Below are 22243 nucleotides of genomic sequence, written 5' to 3' on the forward strand. Positions count from 1 at the left end.
GCGTGCGGGCCGGTCGCGGTCAGGTGGCGCGGAGGAACTCGCCTGCCGCGGTACCGAAGTCGTCGACACGATCACGGTGCACACTGTGCCCGATGTCGATCACGGTGAGCTGCGCGTCCGGCATCGCGTCGCTCAGTGCATGCAGGTGCCGCGGCGGGAGAAAGCTCCGCCCGCCACCGGAGATGACCAGGGTGGGCGCCGTCACCACCTTCAGCCGCGCCCACCACCCCGGATCGGCGACCGCGAACTGCGGGGACACCTCGGTGGCCACGCGCCGGTCGAAGCGGATGAGCGGCACCGGATTCCGCACCGCCCACCCCAGTCCTCGAACCCGCTCACCGAGCGAGGCGGCGACGACGATGTCCTCATCGACGTCGTGCTGGTCGCGGGGCATCGGCGGGATCTCCTCCAGGACCAGACGGCGCACTCTGTCGGGGACGTCCATCGCCAGCCGCAGTGCCGAGTGCGCGCCCAATGAGTGCGCGACCACGTCAGCCACCGGGATTTCGAGGTCGTCGAGTACGAAGCGCAGGTCGTCTCGGAAATCGTCGAGGAGGTAGGTCTCGGCGTGGCCGCTGCGCCCGTGACCACGCAGGTCGACGGAGACGACCGTCCTGCCGTCGCGCCGCAGTGCGCCGGCGAAGGCCCGCCACGTGCTGTGGTCGGCGGCCATCCCGTGGACCAGCAGGACCGGAGGACGGTCGCGGTCGACACCAGAGACCCGGACACCGAGCGCGAGGTCCCCGGACGGCGTCGGTCGATGCAGAACTCGCATGCGTACGAGGGTAATGAGTGGCGCATCTGCTGGGATTACGGGTTCCGTCGGCGCGATTATGGGTTCTGTCGGCGCGATCGAGGGTTCCGTCGGCGCGATCGAGGGTTCCGTCGGCGCGTTCGAGGGTTCCGTCGGCGCGATTACGGGTTCCGTCGGCGCGTTCGAGGGTTCCGTCGGCGCGTTCGAGGGTTCTGTCGGCGCGATCGAGGGTTCCGTCGGCGCGATCGAGGGTTCCGTCGGCGCGATTACGGGTTCCATCGGCGCGATCGAGGGTTCCGTCGGCGCGATTACGGGTTCCATCGGCGCGATTACGGGTTCCGTCGGCGGGCGGCGCGCGCTCAGCGCCGGGGTCGCGGTGGCCTCAGTCGCGGAACCACCCGCTGCGTTTCGCGTTGAACACCATGTCCTGCCAATAGCCCCACTGGTGGGTTCCGACCGCGGGATAGTCGGTGGTGATGCGCACGCCCGAGAGCGCAGCGGCCACCTCGAACGAGCGGGTCTGCGCCAGCGACACCACTTCGAGCGGCGTGCCCTTGATGGAACCGATCGCGTCGGTGTTGTACTTACCCCACACGCCTGATGCGGCGCCGACGCGGATGTGCATCCCCCGCATCCGTGAGATCTGGGCCAGCGCGTCGTTGCGTATCCAGCGATCGTCCCACGGCGGTCCCCACATGCTGTCCGCACTGAAGGGGCCGACCCCGGCCTCCATCCCGGCATCGATCAGGGCCAGTCGCACCGCCTCACGCATCGTCGGTGCCGACAGGTTCAGAAATCCCGACATCGAGAAGATGTGCGAGATCCGCTTGCGGTGGTAGGCGCCGTAGATCATCGCCGCGTTGCCACCCATCGAGATGCCCATGATCGCGTATTTCGACCGGGGACCTACGGCGAGTCCGCGGGCGTCTAGTTCGTTGACGATCGTGTTCAGCCGGCAGGTCCACCGATAGCGATACTTGATCTTGTTGGCGGGGCTGGCCGCATTCCAGTCCGTGTAGAAGCTCGCGAGCCCGCCGACCGGTTCCACCACGTTCACACCGGAATTGGCGATTCGCTGAATCCGGGTCTCATGCCGCCACCCGCTCATGTCATTCGTCGCCCGAAGACCGTCGAGGGCGATAACGGTCTTGTAGTTGCCCCACCGGACCCACATGTCCACCGGCGTCGACGGCATACCGCAACCCGCAACGTAGAAGCGGCTCAAGGACGCAGCATTCGCGGTGCCGGCCCCGACGGACCCGATGCCGACGATGGTTGCCGCGACGAGTAGGCAGACGAGGACTCGACGACGCAGCGCCAGCCGGCGTGGTCGGATGGTGAGAACTGGCACCGCAGTACCGTAATCCGTTGTGTCACCGGGTCGCCACAGCTGTGACCAGAGCAGCGGCAGACCGAAACGGGGCTGTTACCAAAGTGTCTGGTGCCACTAAAGCTACTGGAGTGATCCGATTGCGCGGGTCACTTTCGATACCGCGCGCGGCGCGGGAGAACGCGGGTTGTCGACGACCCGCGCGACCCCAGCCGACCCGCGCGAACCGAGCCGACCCGCGAACCGAGCCGACCCGCGCGAACCGAGAGCATCCGCATACCGAGGAGAAGCGCGATACGAGCAAAGGCGCCCGGCCACTTTCGTGACCGGGCGCCTTCTCGACTCAGTGAGTCAGATCGTCAGGAGGACAACCTCACTTGTTGATCTTGGTGACTCGACCCGCACCGACGGTGCGACCACCCTCGCGGATGGCGAAACGCAGGCCCTCGTCCATGGCGACCGGCTGGATGAGCTTGACGCTCATCTCGGTGTTGTCGCCCGGCATGACCATCTCGGTGCCCTCGGGGAGGGTCACGACGCCGGTCACGTCGGTGGTACGGAAGTAGAACTGCGGACGGTAGTTGTTGAAGAACGGGGTGTGGCGTCCCCCCTCGTCCTTGCTCAGGATGTAAGCCTGGCCCTCGAACTCCGTGTGCGGAGTCGTGGTGCCCGGCTTGACGATGACCTGACCACGCTCGACGTCCTCACGCTTGAGGCCGCGCAGCAGCAGACCGGCGTTGTCGCCTGCCTGTGCCGAGTCGAGCAGCTTGTGGAACATCTCGATACCGGTGACGGTGGTCTTGGTGGACTTGTCACGGATGCCGACGATCTCGACTTCCTCGTTCACGTTGACCTCGCCGCGCTCCACACGACCGGTGACCACGGTGCCGCGGCCGGTGATGGTGAAGACGTCCTCGACAGGCATGAGGAACGGCTTGTCGGTCTCACGGACCGGGTCCGGGATCGACTCGTCGACGGCAGCCATGAGCTCCTCGACGGACTTGGTCCACTCGGGGTCACCCTCGAGCGCCTTGAGCGCCGAGACCTTCACGACCGGAGCTTCCTCGTCGAACTCCTGGGCGGCCAGCAGTTCGCGGACCTCCATCTCGACGAGCTCGATGATCTCGTCGTCGTCGACCATGTCGGCCTTGTTCAGGGCGACGAGGATGTAGGGCACACCGACCTGGCGGGCCAGCAGCACGTGCTCGCGGGTCTGCGGCATCGGGCCGTCGGTGGCGGCAACCACGAGGATCGCGCCGTCCATCTGGGCCGCACCGGTGATCATGTTCTTGATGTAGTCAGCGTGACCGGGGGCGTCAACGTGTGCGTAGTGACGCTTCTCGGTCTCGTACTCCACGTGCGAGATGTTGATCGTGATACCACGAGCCTTCTCTTCCGGAGCCTTGTCGATCTGATCGAACGCAAAGCTCTGGTTGAGATCCGGGTACTTGTCGTGCAGCACCTTGGTGATGGCCGCGGTCAGCGTGGTCTTGCCGTGGTCGACGTGACCGATGGTGCCGATGTTCACGTGCGGCTTGGTCCGCTCGAACTTCGCCTTCGCCACTTTGTTTGTCCTCCTGGACTGTTGTTGTCCTGCTGGGCGGATCCCAGCAGGAGTCGTTACTTACGTTGTCGCGCCCGCTCTGGGTTGTTGCCAGCGCTTGGTCGCTGCGACAACCGACTTATTCGCCGGTCGCCTTAGCGATGATTTCCTTCGACACGTTCGACGGAACCTCCGCGTACGAGTCGAACACCATGGAGTAGTTTGCCCGGCCCTGGGTCTTCGACCGAAGGTCTCCGATGTAGCCGAACATCTCCGACAGCGGAACCTGTGCCTTCACGACACGGGCGCCACTGCGCTCCTCCATGGCCTGGATCTGGCCACGGCGGGAGTTCAGGTCGCCGATCACGTCACCCATGTAGTCCTCCGGAGTCGTGACCTCGACGGCCATGATCGGCTCCAGGATGACCGGGCTCGCCATCTTCGCAGCCTCCTTGAGGGCCTGCGAACCGGCGATCTTGAAGGCCATTTCCGAGGAGTCGACGTCGTGGTACTGACCGTCGAGCAGGGTGACCTTCAAATTGACCAGCGGGTAACCGGCGAGAACGCCGTACTGCATCGCATCCTGCGCGCCGGCATCCACGGACGGGATGTACTCACGCGGGACGCGACCACCGGTGACAGCGTTCGCGAATTCGTAGGTCGCACCGTCCTCGGCGTCCACGAGGGGCTCGAGTTTGATGATGACCTTGGCGAACTGGCCGGAGCCACCGGTCTGCTTCTTGTGGGTGAACTCGTGCTTCTCGACCGTCTTGCGAATGGTCTCGCGGTAGGCGACCTGCGGCTTGCCGACGTTCGCCTCGACCTTGAACTCGCGCTTCATTCGGTCGACGAGGATGTCGAGGTGGAGCTCGCCCATACCGCCGATGACGGTCTGGCCGGTCTCCTCGTCGAGCTTCACCGAGAAGGTCGGGTCCTCTTCGGCCAGCTTCTGGATCGCGGTGCCGAGCTTCTCCTGGTCGGACTTGGTCTTCGGCTCGATCGAGACGTTGATGACCGGGTCCGGGAAGCTCATCGACTCCAGCACGATCGGCGCGCTGGCATCGCACAAGGTGTCACCGGTGGTGGTGTCCTTCAGGCCGATCATCGCGTAGATGTGGCCCGCGGTCGCATCCTCGACCGGGTTCTCCTTGTTGGCGTGCATCTGGAACAGCTTGCCGATGCGCTCTTTCTTGCCCTTGGTGGCGTTGAGCACCTGGGTGCCGGCACTGATCCTGCCCGAGTAGACACGGACGAAGGTCAGCTTGCCGAAGAACGGGTGTGCGGCGATCTTGAACGCGAGCGCCGAGAACGGCTCGTCCGACGACGGCTTGCGGGAGAGGACTTCCTCCTCGTTGCCCACGGCGTGACCCTCGACCGAGGGGACGTCGAGCGGCGACGGCAGGTAGTCGATGACCGCATCGAGCATGGGCTGGACGCCCTTGTTCTTGAACGCCGAACCACAGATCACCGGGTAGTACTCGCGCGCGATCGTCAGCTTGCGGATGGCAGCCTTGATCTCCTCGACGGTGAGTTCCTCGCCGCCGAAGTACTTCTCCAGCAACGCCTCATCGGTCTCGGCGACGGTCTCGAGCAGCTTCTCGCGGTATTCGGCGGCCTGGTCGACGAGATCCGCGGGGATCTCCTCGATGGTCGGCTCGGCACCGATCTCCACGGTGCCGCGCCACGTGATCGCCTTCTGCTCGATCAGGTCGACGACGCCGTCGAAGTTGTCCTCGGCGCCGATCGGGAGCTGCAGCACCAGCGGCTTCGCGCCGAGACGCTCCTCGATGGTGCGCACGGTGAAGAAGAAGTCCGCACCCAGCTTGTCCATCTTGTTGACGAAGCAGATACGCGGGACTTCGTACTTCTCGGCCTGCCGCCAGACCTGCTCGGACTGCGGCTCGACACCTTCCTTGCCGTCGAACACGGCAACGGCACCGTCGAGCACGCGCAGGCTGCGCTCCACCTCGACGGTGAAGTCGACGTGGCCGGGGGTGTCGATGATGTTGATCTGGTTCTTGTTCCAGAAACAGGTGACCGCGGCGGAGGTGATGGTGATCCCCCGCTCCTTCTCCTGCTCCATCCAGTCGGTGGTCGAGGCACCGTCGTGGGTCTCACCGATCTTGTAGTTCACACCGGTGTAGAAGAGGATTCGCTCGGTCGCGGTCGTCTTGCCGGCATCGATGTGGGCCATGATGCCGATGTTGCGAACCTTGTTCAGGTCGCTGAGCACTTCCTGTGCCACTTGGTTTCCCTTCGGGAATTGCTGTTGAACAAAGGGCATGCGCTCCGCGTGACCGTGGTTCGATCACGCGGAGCATGTTCTCACCAGCGGTAGTGCGCGAACGCCCGGTTGGCCTCGGCCATCTTGTGGGTGTCCTCGCGACGCTTGACCGACGCACCGAGGCCGTTGGAGGCATCGAGAAGCTCGTTGGCAAGGCGCTCGACCATGGTTTTCTCGCGACGCTGACGGCTGAAGGTCACCAGCCAGCGCAGCGCCAGGGTGTTGGCGCGGTTCGGCTTGACCTCGACGGGCACCTGGTAGGTGGCGCCACCGACGCGGCGGCTCTTGACCTCGAGGGTCGGCTTCACGTTGTCCAGCGCGCGCTTGAGCGTCACGACGGGATCGGTGCCGGTCTTCTCGCGGGCCTGTTCGAGGGCCTGGTACACGATGCGCTCGGCGGTCGACTTCTTGCCGTCCAGCAGGATCTTGTTGACCAGCTGGGTGACCAGCGGCGAACCGTAGACGGGATCGTTGATGAGGGGGCGCTTGGCAGCGGGTCCTTTACGTGGCATGACTTATCAGTTCCCCTTCTTCGCGCCGTAACGGCTGCGCGCCTGCTTGCGGTCCTTGACACCCTGGGTGTCGAGCGAGCCGCGGATGACCTTGTAGCGGACACCGGGGAGGTCCTTCACACGACCACCGCGGACGAGCACCATCGAGTGCTCCTGCAGGTTGTGACCCTCACCCGGGATGTAAGCGGTGACCTCGACGGCACTGGTCAGGCGCACACGGGCGACCTTACGCAGCGCGGAGTTCGGCTTCTTCGGGGTGGTGGTGTAGACGCGCGTGCACACGCCACGACGCTGCGGGCTCCCCTTGAGGGCCGCGGTCTTGGTCTTGGCAGCCTTGTCGTGACGGCCCTTGCGGACCAGCTGATTGATCGTTGGCACTAGGTGTGTTCTTCCTTTGTCGGCAGTTGTTCCTCGGCGTCTTGTGGACGCGTCGGACGCTCTGTAGTTGTTGCGCTGCGGTTTGTGCTCCGGGCAAGCTCTCGAAAACCGTTTCCGGTTTCGCTGCTTCCGCAACTCGCCCCACCAGCGCATAAGCGCTGGTCAGTACATTTATCGCTACCCCGAGGTCGGGCGTGTCAAACGCTCGACGACGGTCTCGCCTGTCAGTTCGCAAAAACCCGGGTGCGCCGGGCATGCGGACTGGCCCAGCATGGGCCGGGCACCGGCGATCCACTCTACCGATCGAGTTTGCACAGGTCAAAAAACGGATCCCGCATCCGAATCGGGAGTCGACGCGACATGAACAACGCGTGGACACGCGATGGGTTCAACACCGACCGCGCCGGGTTTCTTCCCGATCGACCGTCCTACGAAAAAGGTTGCCGCCTGGCCCGATTCACGAGCCGGACGGCAACCTGTGTCGACGGGGCCGAGGCTACGGGGTGTTCCACCAGGCGAGCACCGACGGCCAGGCCTTGGGGTTGGATGTCTGGTAGCCGAGGTAGGCACCGATCGCAGCGCCGATGCCGGCTCCGATCCAGCCGAACACGATGAACCCGATCAGCCCCCCGATCAACGTCGACACCGGCGTGTTGCCCTTCCAACCCTTGTTGAGTTCGTTCCACATCATGTCGTAGCGCTGCGCCTTGGTGATCCGCTTGGCACGGGGCTTCACCTGCTGCTTCTTGGCGGCGGCGGTGGCCGCGACATCCAGCTGAGCGCGGTACGCCGGGCTGACGGTGGGGGTGAACACGGCCCTCGTCCCGTCTGCGCTCACCGACCAACGCAGCGGCACCCGGAAGCCGTCCATCGTGCCCGCCAGCGGCATCGCGTCGACGACACGCCCCTGCCGATCACGCACCTGCAGTGCGGTGCGCGCCGCGTTCGGCACGAACACGGCGTCTGCCAGTGTGGCGACGACGCTCTGGCCGTTCGCCGTGAGTCCGGCGGTGACAAACGGAGAGCCCGAGGACCGAACCGGAGCAGCGTTCGCAGTGGCCGACGGGATGACCAGGGCGACCGCGGTGAACGCGGCGATCGCCAGAAGGACACGGTGGATGTGTTTCATTGACCCCAACTTCAAATGTGAACCGTGAATACCCTCAGCGGGAATACTGAGAGACGGCTGAACTCTAGCCGGGCACACCGACACGTGAGTCTCGGGATCGCCGACCGGCATCCGAGATCACCCTGGTTGTCCTTCCGATTCACTACCCCAACCGAATCCACCTCAGGGACAATGCTATTCGGTCGACTGAGGCAACTTGACCTTCGCTGCTCCGCGCTTGGCCGGGTTCGACGGCGGTGGCACCACGGGACCGATGTCGCCGTCGGGCGCGGTGTCGAGGTCGACGATGACGGGCGCATGATCACTCGGCTTGGTGCCCTTGCGAGCCTGCCGATCGATCCACGCCGCCGCAACCCGATCGGCGATCCCACCACCGGCGAGGATGAGGTCGATGCGCATGCCGAGGTCCTTGTGGAACATCCCGGCGCGGTAGTCCCAGTAACTGAACACCCGCTCCGACGGCCACCGTTCGCGCACGACGTCACGCAGGCCGAGCGCCCCGAAATCGTCGAGCGCGGTGCGCTCGGGCTCGGTGACGTGGGTGTGACCTATGTAGGCGGCGGGGTCGAACACGTCGGCGTCCGCGGGCGCGATGTTCATGTCACCGCACAGCATCGTGTTGCTCGACGCGTCGGCCGCCTCCCCTGCCGCGACCACCGCGCGCAGCTGCGACAGCCACGCCAGCTTGTAGCGGTAATGATCGGAATCCGGCTCGCGCCCGTTGGGGACATACAGCGAGTAGATCCGCACTCCCCCGCAGATCGCCGACACCGCCCGCGCCTCCGCCGGCGAGTCGGGCTCGGGGAAACCCGGAGCTTCGTCGAAGCCCTGCCGGACGTCGTCGAGGCCGACACGCGAAAGCAGCGCCACCCCATTCCACTGTCCCTGCCCCACATGGGCGATCTCGTAACCGCGCTCGGCCAGATCGTCGCCGAGCACCTCGTGGAAGGCATCATCGGAGAGCTTGGTCTCCTGCAGGCAGACGACATCGGGCTGTCGCTGATCGAGCCACGGCAACAGACGTGGAATCCGCTGCTTCACCGAGTTCACGTTCCAGGTCGCGACACGCATGGGGTCCACGGTAGCCGGGCAGCTCACCGCCGCCGTGGGGTGCCTTCACCCGCCCGCGGCCAGCGCGTCGTCGGTCTCCGTTCAGTGCCCGCCGACATCCACCCGTCCGCCACGGGGCGTGTGGAAGTCGTAGGCCGTCTCCGCATGCTGGCCATCGTCGATGCCATCCATCTCGTGCTGCCGGTGCGCCCGCATACCCATGGTGTATTTGATGGCGAAGCCGATGATCGCCGTCACCGCCATGGCATAGGCGAGCACGACGACGACGGCGACCGCCTGCCGCCACAGCTGGTCCAGGCCGCCGCCGTAAAGCAATCCATCGACTCCCGCGGGGGCCGACGAGCTGGCCACCAGTCCGATCATCAGCATCCCGACCACGCCACTCACGAAATGCACGCCCACGACATCCAGCGAATCGTCATAGCCCCATCGGAACTTCAGTTCGATGGCGTAGGACGCAACCGCTCCGGCCACCGCACCGATCGCGAGCGCTCCGATCGGTGTCACCGAGGAGCAGGACGGGGTGATCGCGACCAGCCCCGCCACCACACCGGACGCGGCGCCGAACGAGGTGGGCCGCCCGTGGCGGATGCGTTCGACGATGAGCCACGCGACCATCGACACGGCACCCGCACCGAGCGTGTTCACGGTGACGAGCGCTGCCGCACCGTTTGCCGCCAGCGTCGACCCGGCGTTGAAGCCGAACCAGCCGAACCACAACAGTCCCGCACCGAGCATCACGAAGGGCAGATTGTGTGGACGCATAGGGTCTTTGGGCCATCCCGCCCGCCTACCGAGCAACAGGGCGACCACGAGCGCGGATGCGCCCGAGTTGATCTCGACGACGGTGCCGCCCGCGAAGTCGATGGCCTTCAGATGTGCGACGATCCAGCCGCCGTGCTCGGCGGTCAGTCCCGGCGCACTGAACACCCAGTGGGCCACCGGGACGTAGACGAGGATCGCCCACAGCGCAGCGAAGACCAGCCAGGATGTGAACTTCATCCGGTCTGCGACCGCACCGGCGATGAGCGCCACGGTGACCATGGCGAACCCGGCCTGAAAGGCCACGAACAACAAGGCCGGGATCGTGCCGACGAGCGGCATCGAGTTGGTGTCGGCACCTCCGGGTCCGAAGTGGCCGAACAGGTTTCGCAGTCCCGCAAAAGTCGTCGGGTCGCCGATCACACCTCCGCGATCGGGCCCGAAGGCCATGGAATAGCCCACCACCAACCAGACGATCCACACGATCGGGACCGCCGACAAGCACATCATCATCATGTTCAGCACGCTCTTCGAGCGCACCATCCCGCCGTAGAACAGGCCGAGAGCCGGGGTCATCAACAGCACCAGTGCGAATGCGGCCAACATCCACGCGGTGTTCGCCGCATCGGGGGCGTCCATGGTCGGGAACGAATTCACGCCCATCAGAGTACGATCCGCCACCCACTGCTCCGGCAGCTATCCGGGCGCCGGCACCGAGCAGATCGGCGGCACCGACCGCCGGGCGGGCCGGCGCGGAGGAGTCGTGCGCGGTTTGCCGGAATTGCCGCGATCGGTCTGCGTCACGATGCCGACGATGCCTCGCCGTCGGGCGCGGGACCGCCTCGCAGCGGCCCGCCGACAACATCGCCGGCAGCCGGGTGGGTCGTCACCGGAACGCGGGCGAGGACAACGCCGGGGCCGATCGGAGAACCGTCGCTTGACCTGCGATCCACCGGCAGATCGAGTCGGGCTTCGCAGGACGCTGCGGTGAACTGTGCAGACCGCCGCCGGCGTCGCATCGGGGCCGTGACGACGAATTGTCGCCGGTCACACCGCCTTGCGCCGGTCCCCCTGATAGGCGGCCACCAGATCCTCGCGGGCCCGCGCCACCCGCGACCGGATGGTGCCGATCGGGCACGCGCAGATCTCGGCGGCCTCGGCATAGGCGAAGTCCAGCACCTGGGTCAGCACAAATGCTTCGCGACGGCGCTCGTCGAGGTCGGCGAGCAGCATCTCCAACTCGACCCGGTCATCGTGTCGCTCGCTCTGCGTCGCGACCGTCGACATCGATTCGGGTGCCTTCAACTGCAACCGCGGTCGCGACGACTCGTGGCGAAAGTGGTCGGCGACGGCGCGGCGTGCGATCGCGAGCAGCCAGGTTCGTCCGGACGCCCGGCCACCGAACGTGGGAATCGAGCGGAACGCCCGCAGGTAGGTGTCCTGGGTCAGATCGTCGGCGACGCGGCGATCCGCCAGACACCCCACAAACCGCCGTACGTCGTCCCGCGTAGCCTTGACGAAGGATTCCAGGGCCTGCTGGTCGCCCTGCGCCGCGGCCAGCGCGAGCCGAGTCGCATCGTCGCAAGGCGTTGTCACCGGGTAACCGTAGCCACAGCCGGAGCACCGCCCGCCGGCGGCGGGAACTGACCGGCCGATCGGTGCGACCACTCCGGTGAGGATGGGTTCCGACCCATGAGTCGGCAGGAGTGAGTGTTTGGGAGGCAGTGTGACATCGTTCACGCCGACGACGGTGGACCCGGATGAGAACCGGGTCGAACTCGAGGTCTCGGGGATGACGTGCGGAGCGTGTGCGGCGAGAGTGGAACGCAAGCTCAACAAGGTCGACGGTGTCCGCGCGTCGGTCAACTATGCGACCCGGGTCGCGACGATCGATGCGCCGCGGGAACTGGTCGCCGACGACTTGTGCGCCGTCGTCGACAAGGCCGGCTACTCGGCCCGCCCGCGGGTCTCCGGCCCGATCGATCCCGACGACGATCCCGACATGCGCTACGCCCAGGACATCTTCCGCAGGATGGTCGTGGCACTGCTGCTGTTCATCCCGCTGGCAGATCTGTCGATCATGTTCGCGACCGTGCCGGCCACCCGGATCGCCGGCTGGCAGTGGATACTCATCGCACTCGCGGCGCCGGTGGTGACGTGGTGTGCGTGGCCGTTCTACCGGGTCGCCGTGCGCAACCTGCGGGTCGGCGCGCTGTCCATGGAGACGCTGATCAGCATCGGCATCGTGGCGGCCACCGGGTGGTCACTGTGGTCGATGTTCGGCGAGAGGGCCGACGTCGGGGACGTCGGCGTGTGGCAGGCGATCCTGGGCAGTGACTCGATCTATCTCGAGGTGGCCGCCGGCGTCACGGTGTTCGTGCTCGCCGGGCGGTACTTCGAGGCCCGCGCACGGTCCCGCGCCGGCGGGGCGTTGCGGGCACTGGCCGCGTTCGGCGCCAAGGACGTCGCGGTACTGCTGCCGGACGGTTCACAGATGCGCATCCCCGTCGGCGAACTCAAGGAAGGTCAACGCTTCCTGGTCCGCCCGGGCGAGACCATCGCGGCTGACGGACTGGTGATCTCGGGGTCGTCGGCCATCGACATGAGCGCGATGACCGGCGAGTCCCGCCCGACCGATGTGGACGAGGGCGACGCCGTGATCAGCGGCACCGTCTCACTCAACGGCCGACTGGTGGTGCAGGCGGCTCGCGTCGGCGACGACACCCGGTTCGCGGCGATGCTGCGGCTGGTCGAGCAGGCGCAGAGCACCAAGGCCGACATCCAACGACTGGCCGATCGCATCGCCACCGTGTTCGTCCCCATCGTCATCGCCATCGCCATCGGAACCGTGATCGCGTGGCTGATCGCCGACGGCGACGTCGACAACGCCGTCGGCGCCGGGCTCGCGGTCCTGGTGATCGCCTGTCCGTGCGCGCTGGGCCTGGCGACCCCGACCGCGCTCATGGTCGCGTCGGGTCGCGGTGCCCAACTCGGCATCTTCCTCAAGGGACACCAGGCGCTCGACGCCTCCCGCGAGGTCGACACGGTCGTCTTCGACAAGACCGGCACCCTCACCAATGGTGCCCTCGACATCGTGTCGGTATCGGTCGCCGCAGGCCACGACCGTGACGCCGTCCTGCGTGCGGCCGCGACCGTCGAGACCGCCTCGGAACACGCCGTCGCCAAGGCCATCGCCGCCGCTGCCGACACCGGCGACATCGCTTCGGTGACCGAGTTCGTCGCCGAACCCGGCAAGGGTGTGTCAGGCGTGATCGACGGCCGCCGCGTGCAGGTGGGTTCGCCGCGCTGGGTCTCGAGCGACGCGATGGTGCCGACCGACGTCGCCCGCGCCTGTCGCGACGCGGAGTCCGTCGGCCACACCGTCGTCTACGTGGCGATCGACGGCGAAGTGTGTGGCGCGATCGCGGTGGCCGACACCGTGAAGGCCGGCGCCGCGGACACCATTGCCGAACTGCGCGCGCTCGGCCTGCGCACCTTGCTGGTCACCGGTGACAATGCCGAGGCGGCGCGCGCCGTCGCCGAGCAGGTCGGCATCGACGAGGTCTTCGCCGAAGTGCTGCCCGACGAGAAGGTCCACTGCATCGAACGGCTGCGCGAGGAGGGCCGGGTGGTCGCGATGGTCGGTGACGGCATCAACGACGCACCCGCACTCGTCACCGCCGACCTGGGTCTGGCGATCGGACGCGGCACCGACGTCGCCATCGCGGCCGCCGACATCATCCTGGTCCGTCATGACCTGCGGAGTGTGGTCGAGGCACTGGGCCTGGCGCGCGCGACCCGGAACACCATTCGCACCAACATGATCTGGGCTTTCGGCTACAACGTCGCGGCGATCCCGATCGCGGCGGCGGGGCTGCTCAATCCGCTCATCGCCGGTGCGGCGATGGCGTTCTCGTCGTTCTTCGTGGTGTCGAACAGCCTGCGGCTGCGACGGTTCGCCGCCGGCGAGGAATGGACCGGCAACGATGGGGCCCGGCCGATCGACGATCCCGTCGCGGCCCGAGATGTGGAGGTAGGGCTGTGACGCAGAGGAACCACGTACGCGCGCTGCTGCTGGCGGTCGTCGGAGTGTGCGCATTCGGGGTCGCCGGCTGCGCCGAGCCCACGACGACACCGACCCAGCCGAGCGGCTCGATGGTCGACAACACCATCGATCCGGTTCCGCTCGACAAGGTGATGGACGCCGTCGCCGCGCAGCAACTACCCGTCACCGGTCGCCACGACGCGACCGACCAGCTGTGCCCGTCGGCGGGCTGCACCTCGGCCGAGGCCGCCGACCAGCTGACCATCCTGCACTTCCCGACGACCGGCCGCGCCGAGATCTACGCTGGCGGCGACCTGAGCTCCTTTCAGATCCTCGACGTCGTGGTGACGTTCCCGGACGGCACACCCGAGGACCAGCGCACCCAGTACGAAGCGGCAGTCAAGCTCGCGCTCCGCTGAGCCCGGCCGGCTCTGTGGGTTCTTCCCCCGGGTGAGAACGGCCCGGTCAGCGGTCGCGGGAGAGCTCGGCGAGCATCCGGTTGTAGGCGGTCAGCTCGTCGTCGGCGAAGTTGTCCGCACGCCGGTCCTTGCGCCGCGCCGTCCGCCGGTCCGACTTGGCCCACTGATTGACGAGCGCCACCACGACGAGCAGTGCCGGCACCTCGCTCGCACCCCACGCGATGGCGCCGCCCACGAACTGGTCGCGGGTCAGGTCGTCGAGCCAAGGAAGGCCCAGGTAGGTGTAGAAGGTGCCCCCGATGATCGAGTTCATCGTCATCGTCGCGATGCCGAAGAACGCGTGGAACGGCATGATCGCGAAGAGCAGACCCAACCGGCCGAGCCACGGCAGCCGTTTGGGGCCGGGGTCGATGCCGATGATGATCCAGTAGAAGAGGTACCCGGTGATGAGGAAGTGCACGCTCATCAGGTCGTGACCCCAGTGGTATCGCGCGAGCGTGTCGAACAGCGACGTGAAGTAGACGCCGTACAGCGAGATCACGAAGATCAGTATCGCCACGATCGGGTTGCTGAGGATGTGCGTGAACCGTGAATGCACCAGCCACACGATCCACTCGCGAGGTCCCGGCAGATTCTCCGCACCGGCGGTCGGCAACGCCCGCAGAGCCAGGGTGACCGGCGCACCGAGGACGAGCAGTACCGGGATGAACATGTTGAGTGCCATGTGTTCGGCCATGTGGACGCTGAACATCGCCATCCCATAGGTACGGACACCGGACGACGTGACCACGAGCAGCGAGGCGCAGCCGAGCATCCAGGAGACGGTCCGCGGCCATTCCCACCCGATGCCGCGCCGGTGCAGCCACCACACGCCGAACGCGTAGAGAGCGGCCATCGCGACGGCCCCCACACCGATGAAGAGGTCGAGGCGCCACATGAACGCCAGCCGCGCCACTGACGGCGGGTCGGGGAGTTCATAGCCGAGGAAGACATCCCACACGGTGAACTGGTGAGCGAGCAGCGCCGGGGCCGTGCGCGTCGCCATACCTGCGATCGCCGCCTGCAGCGTCACCGCGGCCACGACACCCATCTGAATCAGCAGCAGTGACCCGGCCGGCATCGCTTCGGCACGACGGGACCGGGCGAGCAACCGGACGTCGACGACTAGTCCGAGCACCACGGCCGCGGCGGCGAGCAGCGCCCAGCGACCGTAGGCGCTGCCGGTCAGGTCACCCAGCGGCACCAGGAAACCGAGCAGGACCATCCCGTAGACGACCGCGCAGACGTCCAGCACCACCAGCGACGCGGCCACCCGGCGCAGCGTCGGCAGGCGATCGACCTCCGGGGTGTCACGGCCGAGGGTGAGTGCCGTCGCCACCCTGACACCGATCAGCACGGATACCGCAGACGCGAACATGATCGCCGCGGTCGTCGTGAAGTCGTGGTTCGGACCCTGACCGGCGTTACCCGCGACGGGCAACGCAACCGCGGCGATGAAACCCGGGATCAGCAGAAGCGCATGGCTGGTCCACGACAGGGTCGTCCGGGCGACGATCGCGATCAGCAGCGCGCAGCACGCACTGACGATCCATCCGACGGCCTGCTCGGAGGTCTCGATCAGCGACAGCGCACCCGGCGTGGCGAGCAGCGTGTGGATCGGCACCCCGGACCGATCGGCCGCGGTCACGACGACCATCAGCAACGAGCCGACCAGCCACGCCGGAGCTGCTCGTTCGATCACGCGATGGGCGCGGAAGGTCTCCACGCCGATCATGCCGTCGGAGTCCGGTCGCGAGCAGATCGTGACGTACACGAGTGAGCCGATCGTGATCGCGGTGAGCACCGTGGTCAGAAAGTAACCGGTGGGTGTTGCGACTGCGGTCAGCCAGCCCGGGAAGCCGTCGCCGGTCTCGTGGAACCGTGTCGTCCCCGAAACGATGGCGTAGCCCACGAGAGCGACGACACCCGCGACGATGCTGATCCCGACCACCGCGGCAGGGGCAGCGGCCCCGCGGCGACGTGAAGCTGTGTCGATCATGAAATCCTGAGCGGTTGTCGGGCGGATCGCTCCGCCCGGGACGGCCGGCGTTCGACGCCAACTGTACGACCGTAGGTCGTCGTCGCGAAAAACGAGAGACAGCTCACAGCTGCGATCGGCATACGCGGGAACCAGCCGAACATCCGAGACGACTACTCAGATATCAGGCTGCTCCGGAGCTTTCCTCCGGGAGCCGCCGAGCCCACACTTTCACCAATTCGACGAAACGGAGTTTCTCGACGTGACCGCCAGTTCGCCGCCCGCGGCGTCGCAGCCGCATGCGACCCGGCCCCTCGAAACCCGGTCGTCGGAAACCTCACCCCGCACCGGGACCGTCATCTGGACGCGTCCGGCCACCACCCTCGGTGAGAGGCCGTCCCTGGGTGCGGTCGGACGCGTGGCGACCCCGTGATCACCGACCTCGCGCTGCGCTGGGTGGTCACCGTCCTCTTCGCGCTCGCCATCGCCGAGTTCCTGTATTCGCTGGTGACGCATCGGATGCGGTGGTCAGGCGTGCTGAGTCACGTGCTGCATCTGATCATGTCGGTGGCCATGCTCGTCATGGCCTGGCCGTTCAGCATGGAGTGGCCCACCACGGGTCCGATGGTGTTCTTCGTCGTTGCCGGCGTGTGGTTCCTGATCGCCGCGATCGCATTCGCCGGCGGGCCGGCCGAACAGGTGGCCCACCTGTACCACGCGGTCATGATGGGGGCGATGGCGTGGATGTATGCGGCGATGAACGGAACGCTGTTGCCCGGTTCCGACGACGAGATCACGCCCGCCGACGGAATGCACGGGGCGGACTCGTCGATGCCCGGCATGGACATGCCGCACGGTGGCATGTACGGCACGGGCGTTCACACCGCCCGACCGGGCTATGTGACGCCGGTCGACCTGATCCTGGGAGCCGTCTTCGTGCTGGCAGCTCTGGTGTGGCTGTATCTGTACGTCAGTCGGCGCCGCCTCGCCGGCGACCGCGAGGACCGGGCGTCGGCGCTGCTCACCCACAGCGGCGAGCTGTCGCAGGTGTTCATGGCGACCGGTATGGCGATCATGTTCTTCGTCATGGCCTGAGAGGCGTCACCGGTCAGGCGCCACGCCGCTCGGTGCGAGTGATCACCTCGCTCAGCAACCCTTCAGCGTCGTTCGCGGATCGTGGGTCGGGAGCGGAACACACCCGTGTTGCGCTGTCGCGGCACGATCGGTTCGGGAGACATTAGTGGCCATGCGCATTCTCGTGGTGGACGACGACCACAGCGTCGCGGAGACGGTGCGGCGGATGCTGGTTGCCGAGGGCTGGGTGGTGGCCGTGGCACACGACGGGACAGCCGGCCTCGAACGGGCCACGCCCGAGAAGTTCGATGTCGTCGTCCTCGACATCATGATGCCCGGCCTCAACGGATACGAGGTCGTCCGCCGGATGCGCGCAGCCGGCGTCTGGACCCCGGTGTTGATGCTGACGGCGAAGGACGGCGAATACGATCAGGCCGATGCGTTCGACGTCGGCGCCGATGACTATCTGACCAAACCGTTCTCGTTCGTCGTGTTCGTCGCCCGGCTCCGCGCGCTGGCCCGACGAGGCGCGCCGGAACGACCGGTCATCCTGACAGCGGGGAGCCTGTCGCTCGACCCGGCCCGTCACGTCGTCTGCCGCGGTGACGTCGAGGTGAGTCTGACACCGAGGGAATTCGGGGTCCTCGAGTTCCTGATGCGCCACAAAGGGGAAGTCGTCACCAAGACCGAGATCCTCGACTCCGTCTGGGATATCAACTACCGGGGCGACGAGAATGTCGTCGAGGTCTATGTCAGCTACCTGAGGCGCCGCATCGACACTCCATTCGACTGCAAGGCCATCGAGACCGTCCGCGGCGTGGGATATCGGCTGGCGACCGACGGCGGCGGCTGACGATCACAGTTCCGCGGGAAGGCTGAACCCGACGCGGGCCCCACCGTCGGGCGAGTCGGTGACGATCACCGTGCCGTGGTGTGCGCGAACGATTTCGGTGACGATCGACAGGCCCAGGCCCGACCCGCCCTGCGATCGCCCGCGAGCCGTGTCGAGCCGCACGAAACGCTCCGTCACGCGAGTCTTCTCGGCGTCCGGGATCCCTGACCCGTTGTCGGACACGACGATCGTGGCGGTCTGCGTGGTGGGGTCCGCGCTCATCTCGAACGTGATCGTGTTCCGGGTGTGGCGCAAGGCGTTGTCGGCGATGTTGCGCAGGGCCCGCCCCAATTTCTCCTCGTCTCCGCGCACCCGGACCGCGACGATGTGGGCCTCGATCGTGTAGTCGGTGACCGCCTCCAGCCGTGCGACCTCCGCGCTGACGATCTCGTCGAGATTGACGTCGGCCAGGCGAAGCGGGACACCGCTCTCATCGGCTCTGGCCAGCAGGAGCAGGTCGGCCACCATGTCCTGCAGGCGCAGGGCTTCGGGCATCATCACCCCCTCGACGGTGTCGGGATCGATCGGCTGATGTTTGACCCGCGAGAGATCAAGCAGCCCAACCAGTGTGGTCAGCGGACTGTTGATCTCGTGCGACGCGTCGTTGACGAATCGGAGCTGCCGTGCCCGCGCGGATTCGATCCGGCTCAACATCTCGTTCATGGTCGTCGCCAACGTGGCGATCTCATCCCCGGAGTTGGGCACCGGAACACGCTGGGTCAGGTCGCCGCCGGTGATCTCCTCGACGCGTCGGCGGATGTCGTCGACCGGCCGAAGGGTTCGGCCGACGAAAAAGTATGTCAGCACCGCCATGCCGATCACGATGATCGGGAACATGATGCAGCACAGGATCGCCACGATCACCAGGGTCGCGTTGATGGGGCCTTCGGGAGCGCCGACGCCGACCGTCAGTGCACCGTCCGGGGTCATCACACCGAGCGCCGTGGCCTGGTATTCCTCATCGGAGCCGACCGTGGCGTGTGCGCCATGCACCGCCTGTTGCGTTCCTGGCGCCATTGTCGGCACCATCGGCTGGTCGTAGCTGTCGTCGTTGCTGAGTCGGATGGTTCCCGATTTGTCGAAGACCTGGATCACTGCGACGTTCTGCGCGGTCGTCAACAGCGACGGGTCGATTCCGCGTAGGCCTTCCTGTGCCAGGGGTTCGGCGATCTGTTCTGCGCGAGCAGAGGTCGCCGCCTCGGCGGAGCGGAGCAGGATGTGGTGCAGCGCCACCACCATCAGCACCGCTGCGATCGCGAGTGCGAGCGTGACCAATCCGGTGGCCACCAGTGTCAATCTCGTCCGCACGGGACGTAGCCGCCGACGTATTCGCTGGTAGATCGCAGCTGATCGGTCGGGCACGGGGGAACCCTAACGCGCTCGACGTCGTCGTGTACACCAGCCACTCAGCTGGACCAAGGATCGTCACAGTGCGTCGGGACGAGTGTGTGACGTGATCGCCGATTCGGGCGATCGGTACATCAAGGGAGAATTGAGATGCTTCGTCACACCGCCGGCCACAACACAACTCGTTCGCGACGACTCCGGAAGGCCGCAGTGGGAGCAGGTCTGGTCGCCGTCCTGGCCACCGGCGCCGGCTTCGGTGTCGCCCATGCCGTCACCGGCCACAACCGGGAGCATGCTTCGACCACATCGTCGACCGACCGCCCAGAACCCGGCGACACGCCGGACCAGACCGCCGACCAACCCGACGTCGCCGGCCGACCCGACCTCCCCGAAGCCGGTGACACGCCCGATCAGACCGCCGACCAACCCGACGTCCCCGGCCGACCCGACCTCCCCGAGCCCGGCGACACACCCGACGCGGCGCACTGACGATGTCCGGGAGCCGCAGTGAGCTCAGGCCGGAATCGCCGGTCGGATCACCATCCTCCGCCGTCGAGACCTTGGCGGCTGCGGCCCCGTGACGTGCGTCGGTGCCGGACTCAGCGTCCACTAAGCAACAACGGAACACCATGTGAGCATGTCACCGTATCTGGGCCGACGGGCGTCGGCGGCTGCGCTGTTGGTGGTGGTGTGTGTCGTCGGCGTCGCACTCGCCTATGACGGCGGACCATTCGCGATCGACCACTCCGTGATGGACTGGATGGTCGCCCATCGCAACACCACCTCCTTCGCGGTGGTGTCGGTGATCTCCGACTGCTTCGGCCCGGTCATGATCGCAGTCTGGGCGTTCATCGCGGCCGCAGTCTTCGCAATCCGGGACCGTACGCTCAGCCGCGCCATCGCGGTCGTGGCCACCGTGGCGGCCGCCGCAGTGGTCACCGAGATCGTCAAGCTCGTGGTGGCTCGCCCGCGACCCCCGATGATCTACCACCGGTCGATCCCGGAGATGACCTATTCCTATCCATCCGGCCACGTCACCGGAACGAGTGCACTGACCATCACGATCGCGGTCGTCGCAACGGCGACTGCATCACCCGCTGTGCGTCGGTGGGCGCTTGCCGCCGCCGCCGCGATCACGCTGTTTGCCGCCGCAACCCGCCTGTACCTCGGAGTTCATTGGGCCTCCGATGTCATCGCGGCCTTCGCCGTCGGCACCGCCGCGGCGCTGGTGCTCCCCGATCTGGTCGCTGCCGGACTCGACAAGGCCCGGCAGTGGACACCCGACCGGCTACAAACCTGGGTCGCCCCCGGCCCACTCGCGACGAGGAGAACACCCACCCGTGTCCATCGATGATGTCGCCCGTGACCGGGCCCGCCGAGTGTTGAGCAAGGTGCCCGAGGTCACGATCTATTTCTGGATCATCAAGATTCTGGCGACCACCGTCGGCGAGACCGCCGCGGACTTCGTCAACATGACACTGCGCCTGGGACTGCAATCGACCACCGCGGTCGCCGTCGCCCTGCTGGTGGTCACACTCGTCGCGCAGTTCTGGGTCAACCGCTATATCCCCGCGCTCTACTGGTGGACCGTGCTGCTCATCAGCGTCACCGGCACGCTGATCACCGACAACCTGACCGACAACCTCGGTGTGCCACTCGCGGTCTCGACATCGGTGTTCGCCGTTGCTCTCGTGATCGTCTTCGTCGTCTGGTACGCGGTCGAAGGAACACTGTCCATCCATTCCATCCGCAGCAGGCGCCGAGAGGCCTTCTACTGGTTGACGATTCTCGTCACCTTCGCCCTCGGAACCGCTGTCGGAGATTTGATCTCGGAGAAATTGGCGCTCGGCTACCTGACCTCTCTCGTGATCTTCGCCGGTGTGATCGCCCTGATCGCGGCGGCTCACTACGGATTACGCCTCAACGCCGTCGTCGCGTTCTGGGCGGCCTACATCGTCACCCGGCCGTTGGGCGCGTCGTTGGGCGATCTGATCACCCAACCGACGGACGCGGGTGGGCTCGGCATCGGCACCACGGTCACCAATGCGGTGTTCCTGATCGTGATGGTTGTGCTGGTGGCATATCTGAGCATGACCAAGGTGGATCGGATCGAGCAACACGATGTCACACAGCCGGTACTCGCATGACGCTCCCTCACCCGGCTTCGATACGACCGCAGGCACTGTCCGTGCGCATGGCAGCGTCGCTGACGGCGTCGGCCGCGGCCACGACGTTCGTCCTGACGCTGCTGTGGGCGATGAGCGCGTCCGCCCGCGTGCCGGCACATCTGTCCGTGTCGCCACACGCGCTGCTCATCGCTGCCGTCACGACATCGGTCGTCGTCTCCGTCTGCTCCAGGCTGTCCGCGGCTCTGACCCAGGGGCCACCGAGGTCGCGGAGTGACCGATGAAGACGGGCGCCGGCGTCGTCATGATCGCTGTTGCCGTCCTCGTCGCGATCGGCGTGTTCGCGACGGCCGCGTCGTACAGTCGTGCGCTGGGTGCTCCCGGTCACGGCTCACCGGGGACCAAGACGACGGTGTGGCTGCGCGAACATCACCTGGGGTCCGCTGTCACGGTTGGCGAATCCTGGCTCGACTCACGTCGTCTACCACCTCGGCAGCACCACCCGGCGACACCGACACCGACACCGACGACGGAAACACCCTGACCTCGCCGACTTTCGG

The 22243-nt window shown here is 66.5% G+C and carries 21 protein-coding genes; 9 read left to right on the forward strand and 12 right to left on the reverse strand.

Going from position 1 to position 22243, the window contains the following annotated elements; all coding sequences use genetic code 11:
• Nucleotides 1-19: 19 nt before the first annotated feature.
• The 10 genes from ACVT6V_RS25620 to ACVT6V_RS25665 form a co-directional block, all read right to left on the reverse strand.
• Nucleotides 20-775, reverse strand: a complete 756-nt coding sequence (locus tag ACVT6V_RS25620) for an alpha/beta fold hydrolase (protein ID WP_489896887.1) — start codon at nt 773-775, stop codon at nt 20-22.
• A gap of 361 nt (nt 776-1136) precedes the next feature.
• Nucleotides 1137-2027: an alpha/beta hydrolase gene (locus ACVT6V_RS25625; protein WP_489901009.1), complete on the reverse strand. Its 891-nt coding sequence runs from the start codon at nt 2025-2027 to the stop codon at nt 1137-1139.
• 430 nt (nt 2028-2457) lie between these two features.
• Nucleotides 2458-3648: an elongation factor Tu gene (tuf, locus tag ACVT6V_RS25630; protein WP_489896888.1), complete on the reverse strand. Its 1191-nt coding sequence runs from the start codon at nt 3646-3648 to the stop codon at nt 2458-2460.
• Between the two features lie 118 nt (nt 3649-3766).
• Nucleotides 3767-5872: an elongation factor G gene (fusA, locus tag ACVT6V_RS25635; protein ID WP_489896889.1), complete on the reverse strand. Its 2106-nt coding sequence runs from the start codon at nt 5870-5872 to the stop codon at nt 3767-3769.
• An 80-nt stretch (nt 5873-5952) separates the two neighbouring features.
• Nucleotides 5953-6423 (reverse strand): 30S ribosomal protein S7, encoded by a 471-nt coding sequence (gene rpsG / locus ACVT6V_RS25640; protein ID WP_489896890.1) that lies wholly within the window; start codon nt 6421-6423, stop codon nt 5953-5955.
• 6 nt (nt 6424-6429) lie between these two features.
• Complete coding sequence (gene rpsL / locus ACVT6V_RS25645) at nt 6430-6801, reverse strand: 30S ribosomal protein S12 (RefSeq protein ID WP_489896891.1); 372 nt, start codon at nt 6799-6801, stop codon at nt 6430-6432.
• 496 nt (nt 6802-7297) lie between these two features.
• A complete protein-coding gene (locus tag ACVT6V_RS25650) occupies nt 7298-7930 on the reverse strand; it encodes a DUF8020 domain-containing protein (protein ID WP_489896892.1) in 633 nt (210 codons plus the stop codon).
• 174 nt (nt 7931-8104) lie between these two features.
• A complete protein-coding gene (locus tag ACVT6V_RS25655) occupies nt 8105-9001 on the reverse strand; it encodes an exodeoxyribonuclease III (RefSeq protein WP_489896893.1) in 897 nt (298 codons plus the stop codon).
• 81 nt (nt 9002-9082) lie between these two features.
• Nucleotides 9083-10402, reverse strand: a complete 1320-nt coding sequence (locus ACVT6V_RS25660) for an ammonium transporter (RefSeq protein WP_489901010.1) — start codon at nt 10400-10402, stop codon at nt 9083-9085.
• Nucleotides 10403-10810: 408 nt separating this feature from the next.
• On the reverse strand, nt 10811-11359 hold the full coding sequence (locus tag ACVT6V_RS25665) for a sigma-70 family RNA polymerase sigma factor (RefSeq protein ID WP_489896894.1): 549 nt from the start codon (nt 11357-11359) through the stop codon (nt 10811-10813).
• Nucleotides 11360-11489: 130 nt separating this feature from the next.
• On the opposite strand from ACVT6V_RS25665, the gene ACVT6V_RS25670 reads away from it, so the two are divergent.
• Nucleotides 11490-13808, forward strand: a complete 2319-nt coding sequence (locus ACVT6V_RS25670; RefSeq protein ID WP_489896895.1) for a heavy metal translocating P-type ATPase — start codon at nt 11490-11492, stop codon at nt 13806-13808.
• A complete protein-coding gene (locus ACVT6V_RS25675; RefSeq protein ID WP_489896896.1) occupies nt 13805-14227 on the forward strand; it encodes a hypothetical protein in 423 nt (140 codons plus the stop codon). Before ACVT6V_RS25670 ends, ACVT6V_RS25675 begins: the two co-directional genes overlap by 4 nt.
• 46 nt (nt 14228-14273) lie before the next feature.
• Here the strand turns inward: ACVT6V_RS25675 and ACVT6V_RS25680 are convergent, their stop codons facing one another.
• Nucleotides 14274-16265 (reverse strand): cytochrome c oxidase assembly protein, encoded by a 1992-nt coding sequence (locus ACVT6V_RS25680; RefSeq protein ID WP_489896897.1) that lies wholly within the window; start codon nt 16263-16265, stop codon nt 14274-14276.
• 408 nt (nt 16266-16673) lie between these two features.
• On the opposite strand from ACVT6V_RS25680, the gene ACVT6V_RS25685 reads away from it, so the two are divergent.
• Nucleotides 16674-17339, forward strand: a complete 666-nt coding sequence (locus ACVT6V_RS25685; protein WP_489896898.1) for a DUF5134 domain-containing protein — start codon at nt 16674-16676, stop codon at nt 17337-17339.
• A 151-nt stretch (nt 17340-17490) separates the two neighbouring features.
• The gene (locus ACVT6V_RS25690) at nt 17491-18171 is read left to right on the forward strand and encodes a response regulator transcription factor (protein ID WP_489896899.1); all 681 of its coding nucleotides are present in this window, start codon (nt 17491-17493) and stop codon (nt 18169-18171) included.
• 3 nt (nt 18172-18174) lie between these two features.
• Here ACVT6V_RS25690 and ACVT6V_RS25695 read toward each other — a convergent pair whose 3' ends face one another.
• The gene (locus ACVT6V_RS25695) at nt 18175-19572 is read right to left on the reverse strand and encodes a sensor histidine kinase (protein ID WP_489896900.1); all 1398 of its coding nucleotides are present in this window, start codon (nt 19570-19572) and stop codon (nt 18175-18177) included.
• Nucleotides 19573-19707: 135 nt separating this feature from the next.
• Here ACVT6V_RS25695 and ACVT6V_RS25700 point away from each other — a divergent pair, with 135 nt between their 5' ends.
• The 5 genes from ACVT6V_RS25700 (at nt 19708) to ACVT6V_RS25720 (ending at nt 22227) form a co-directional block, all read left to right on the forward strand.
• Nucleotides 19708-20046, forward strand: coding sequence for a hypothetical protein (locus tag ACVT6V_RS25700; RefSeq protein ID WP_489896901.1), 339 nt, complete (start codon nt 19708-19710; stop codon nt 20044-20046).
• 148 nt (nt 20047-20194) lie between these two features.
• Nucleotides 20195-20911: a phosphatase PAP2 family protein gene (locus ACVT6V_RS25705; RefSeq protein WP_489896902.1), complete on the forward strand. Its 717-nt coding sequence runs from the start codon at nt 20195-20197 to the stop codon at nt 20909-20911.
• Nucleotides 20898-21704 carry a COG4705 family protein gene (locus tag ACVT6V_RS25710; RefSeq protein ID WP_489896903.1) on the forward strand — a complete coding sequence of 269 codons (807 nt, stop codon included), beginning with the start codon at nt 20898-20900 and terminating at the stop codon, nt 21702-21704. Before ACVT6V_RS25705 ends, ACVT6V_RS25710 begins: the two co-directional genes overlap by 14 nt.
• 47 nt (nt 21705-21751) lie before the next feature.
• A complete protein-coding gene (locus tag ACVT6V_RS25715; RefSeq protein ID WP_489896904.1) occupies nt 21752-21967 on the forward strand; it encodes a hypothetical protein in 216 nt (71 codons plus the stop codon).
• Nucleotides 21964-22227 carry a hypothetical protein gene (locus ACVT6V_RS25720; RefSeq protein ID WP_489896905.1) on the forward strand — a complete coding sequence of 88 codons (264 nt, stop codon included), beginning with the start codon at nt 21964-21966 and terminating at the stop codon, nt 22225-22227. Before ACVT6V_RS25715 ends, ACVT6V_RS25720 begins: the two co-directional genes overlap by 4 nt.
• Nucleotides 22228-22243: the final 16 nt, after the last annotated feature.

The organism is Gordonia sp. LMA167, assembly GCF_058130025.1.

Bases quoted from the DNA above. Each gene is read 5' to 3' on its own strand.
- ACVT6V_RS25660 (WP_489901010.1), bottom strand. From the start codon at position 10,402: ATGGACGCCCCCGATGCGGCGAACACCGCGTGGATGTTGGCCGCATTC.
- ACVT6V_RS25680 (WP_489896897.1), bottom strand. From the start codon at position 16,265: ATGATCGACACAGCTTCACGTCGCCGCGGGGCCGCTGCCCCTGCCGCG.
- ACVT6V_RS25620 (WP_489896887.1), bottom strand. From the start codon at position 775: ATGCGAGTTCTGCATCGACCGACGCCGTCCGGGGACCTCGCGCTCGGT.
- ACVT6V_RS25655 (WP_489896893.1), bottom strand. From the start codon at position 9,001: ATGCGTGTCGCGACCTGGAACGTGAACTCGGTGAAGCAGCGGATTCCA.
- ACVT6V_RS25700 (WP_489896901.1), top strand. From the start codon at position 19,708: ATGCTTCGTCACACCGCCGGCCACAACACAACTCGTTCGCGACGACTC.
- ACVT6V_RS25705 (WP_489896902.1), top strand. From the start codon at position 20,195: ATGTCACCGTATCTGGGCCGACGGGCGTCGGCGGCTGCGCTGTTGGTG.
- rpsG (WP_489896890.1), bottom strand. From the start codon at position 6,423: ATGCCACGTAAAGGACCCGCTGCCAAGCGCCCCCTCATCAACGATCCC.
- ACVT6V_RS25715 (WP_489896904.1), top strand. From the start codon at position 21,752: ATGGCAGCGTCGCTGACGGCGTCGGCCGCGGCCACGACGTTCGTCCTG.
- ACVT6V_RS25720 (WP_489896905.1), top strand. From the start codon at position 21,964: ATGAAGACGGGCGCCGGCGTCGTCATGATCGCTGTTGCCGTCCTCGTC.
- ACVT6V_RS25690 (WP_489896899.1), top strand. From the start codon at position 17,491: ATGCGCATTCTCGTGGTGGACGACGACCACAGCGTCGCGGAGACGGTG.
- ACVT6V_RS25650 (WP_489896892.1), bottom strand. From the start codon at position 7,930: ATGAAACACATCCACCGTGTCCTTCTGGCGATCGCCGCGTTCACCGCG.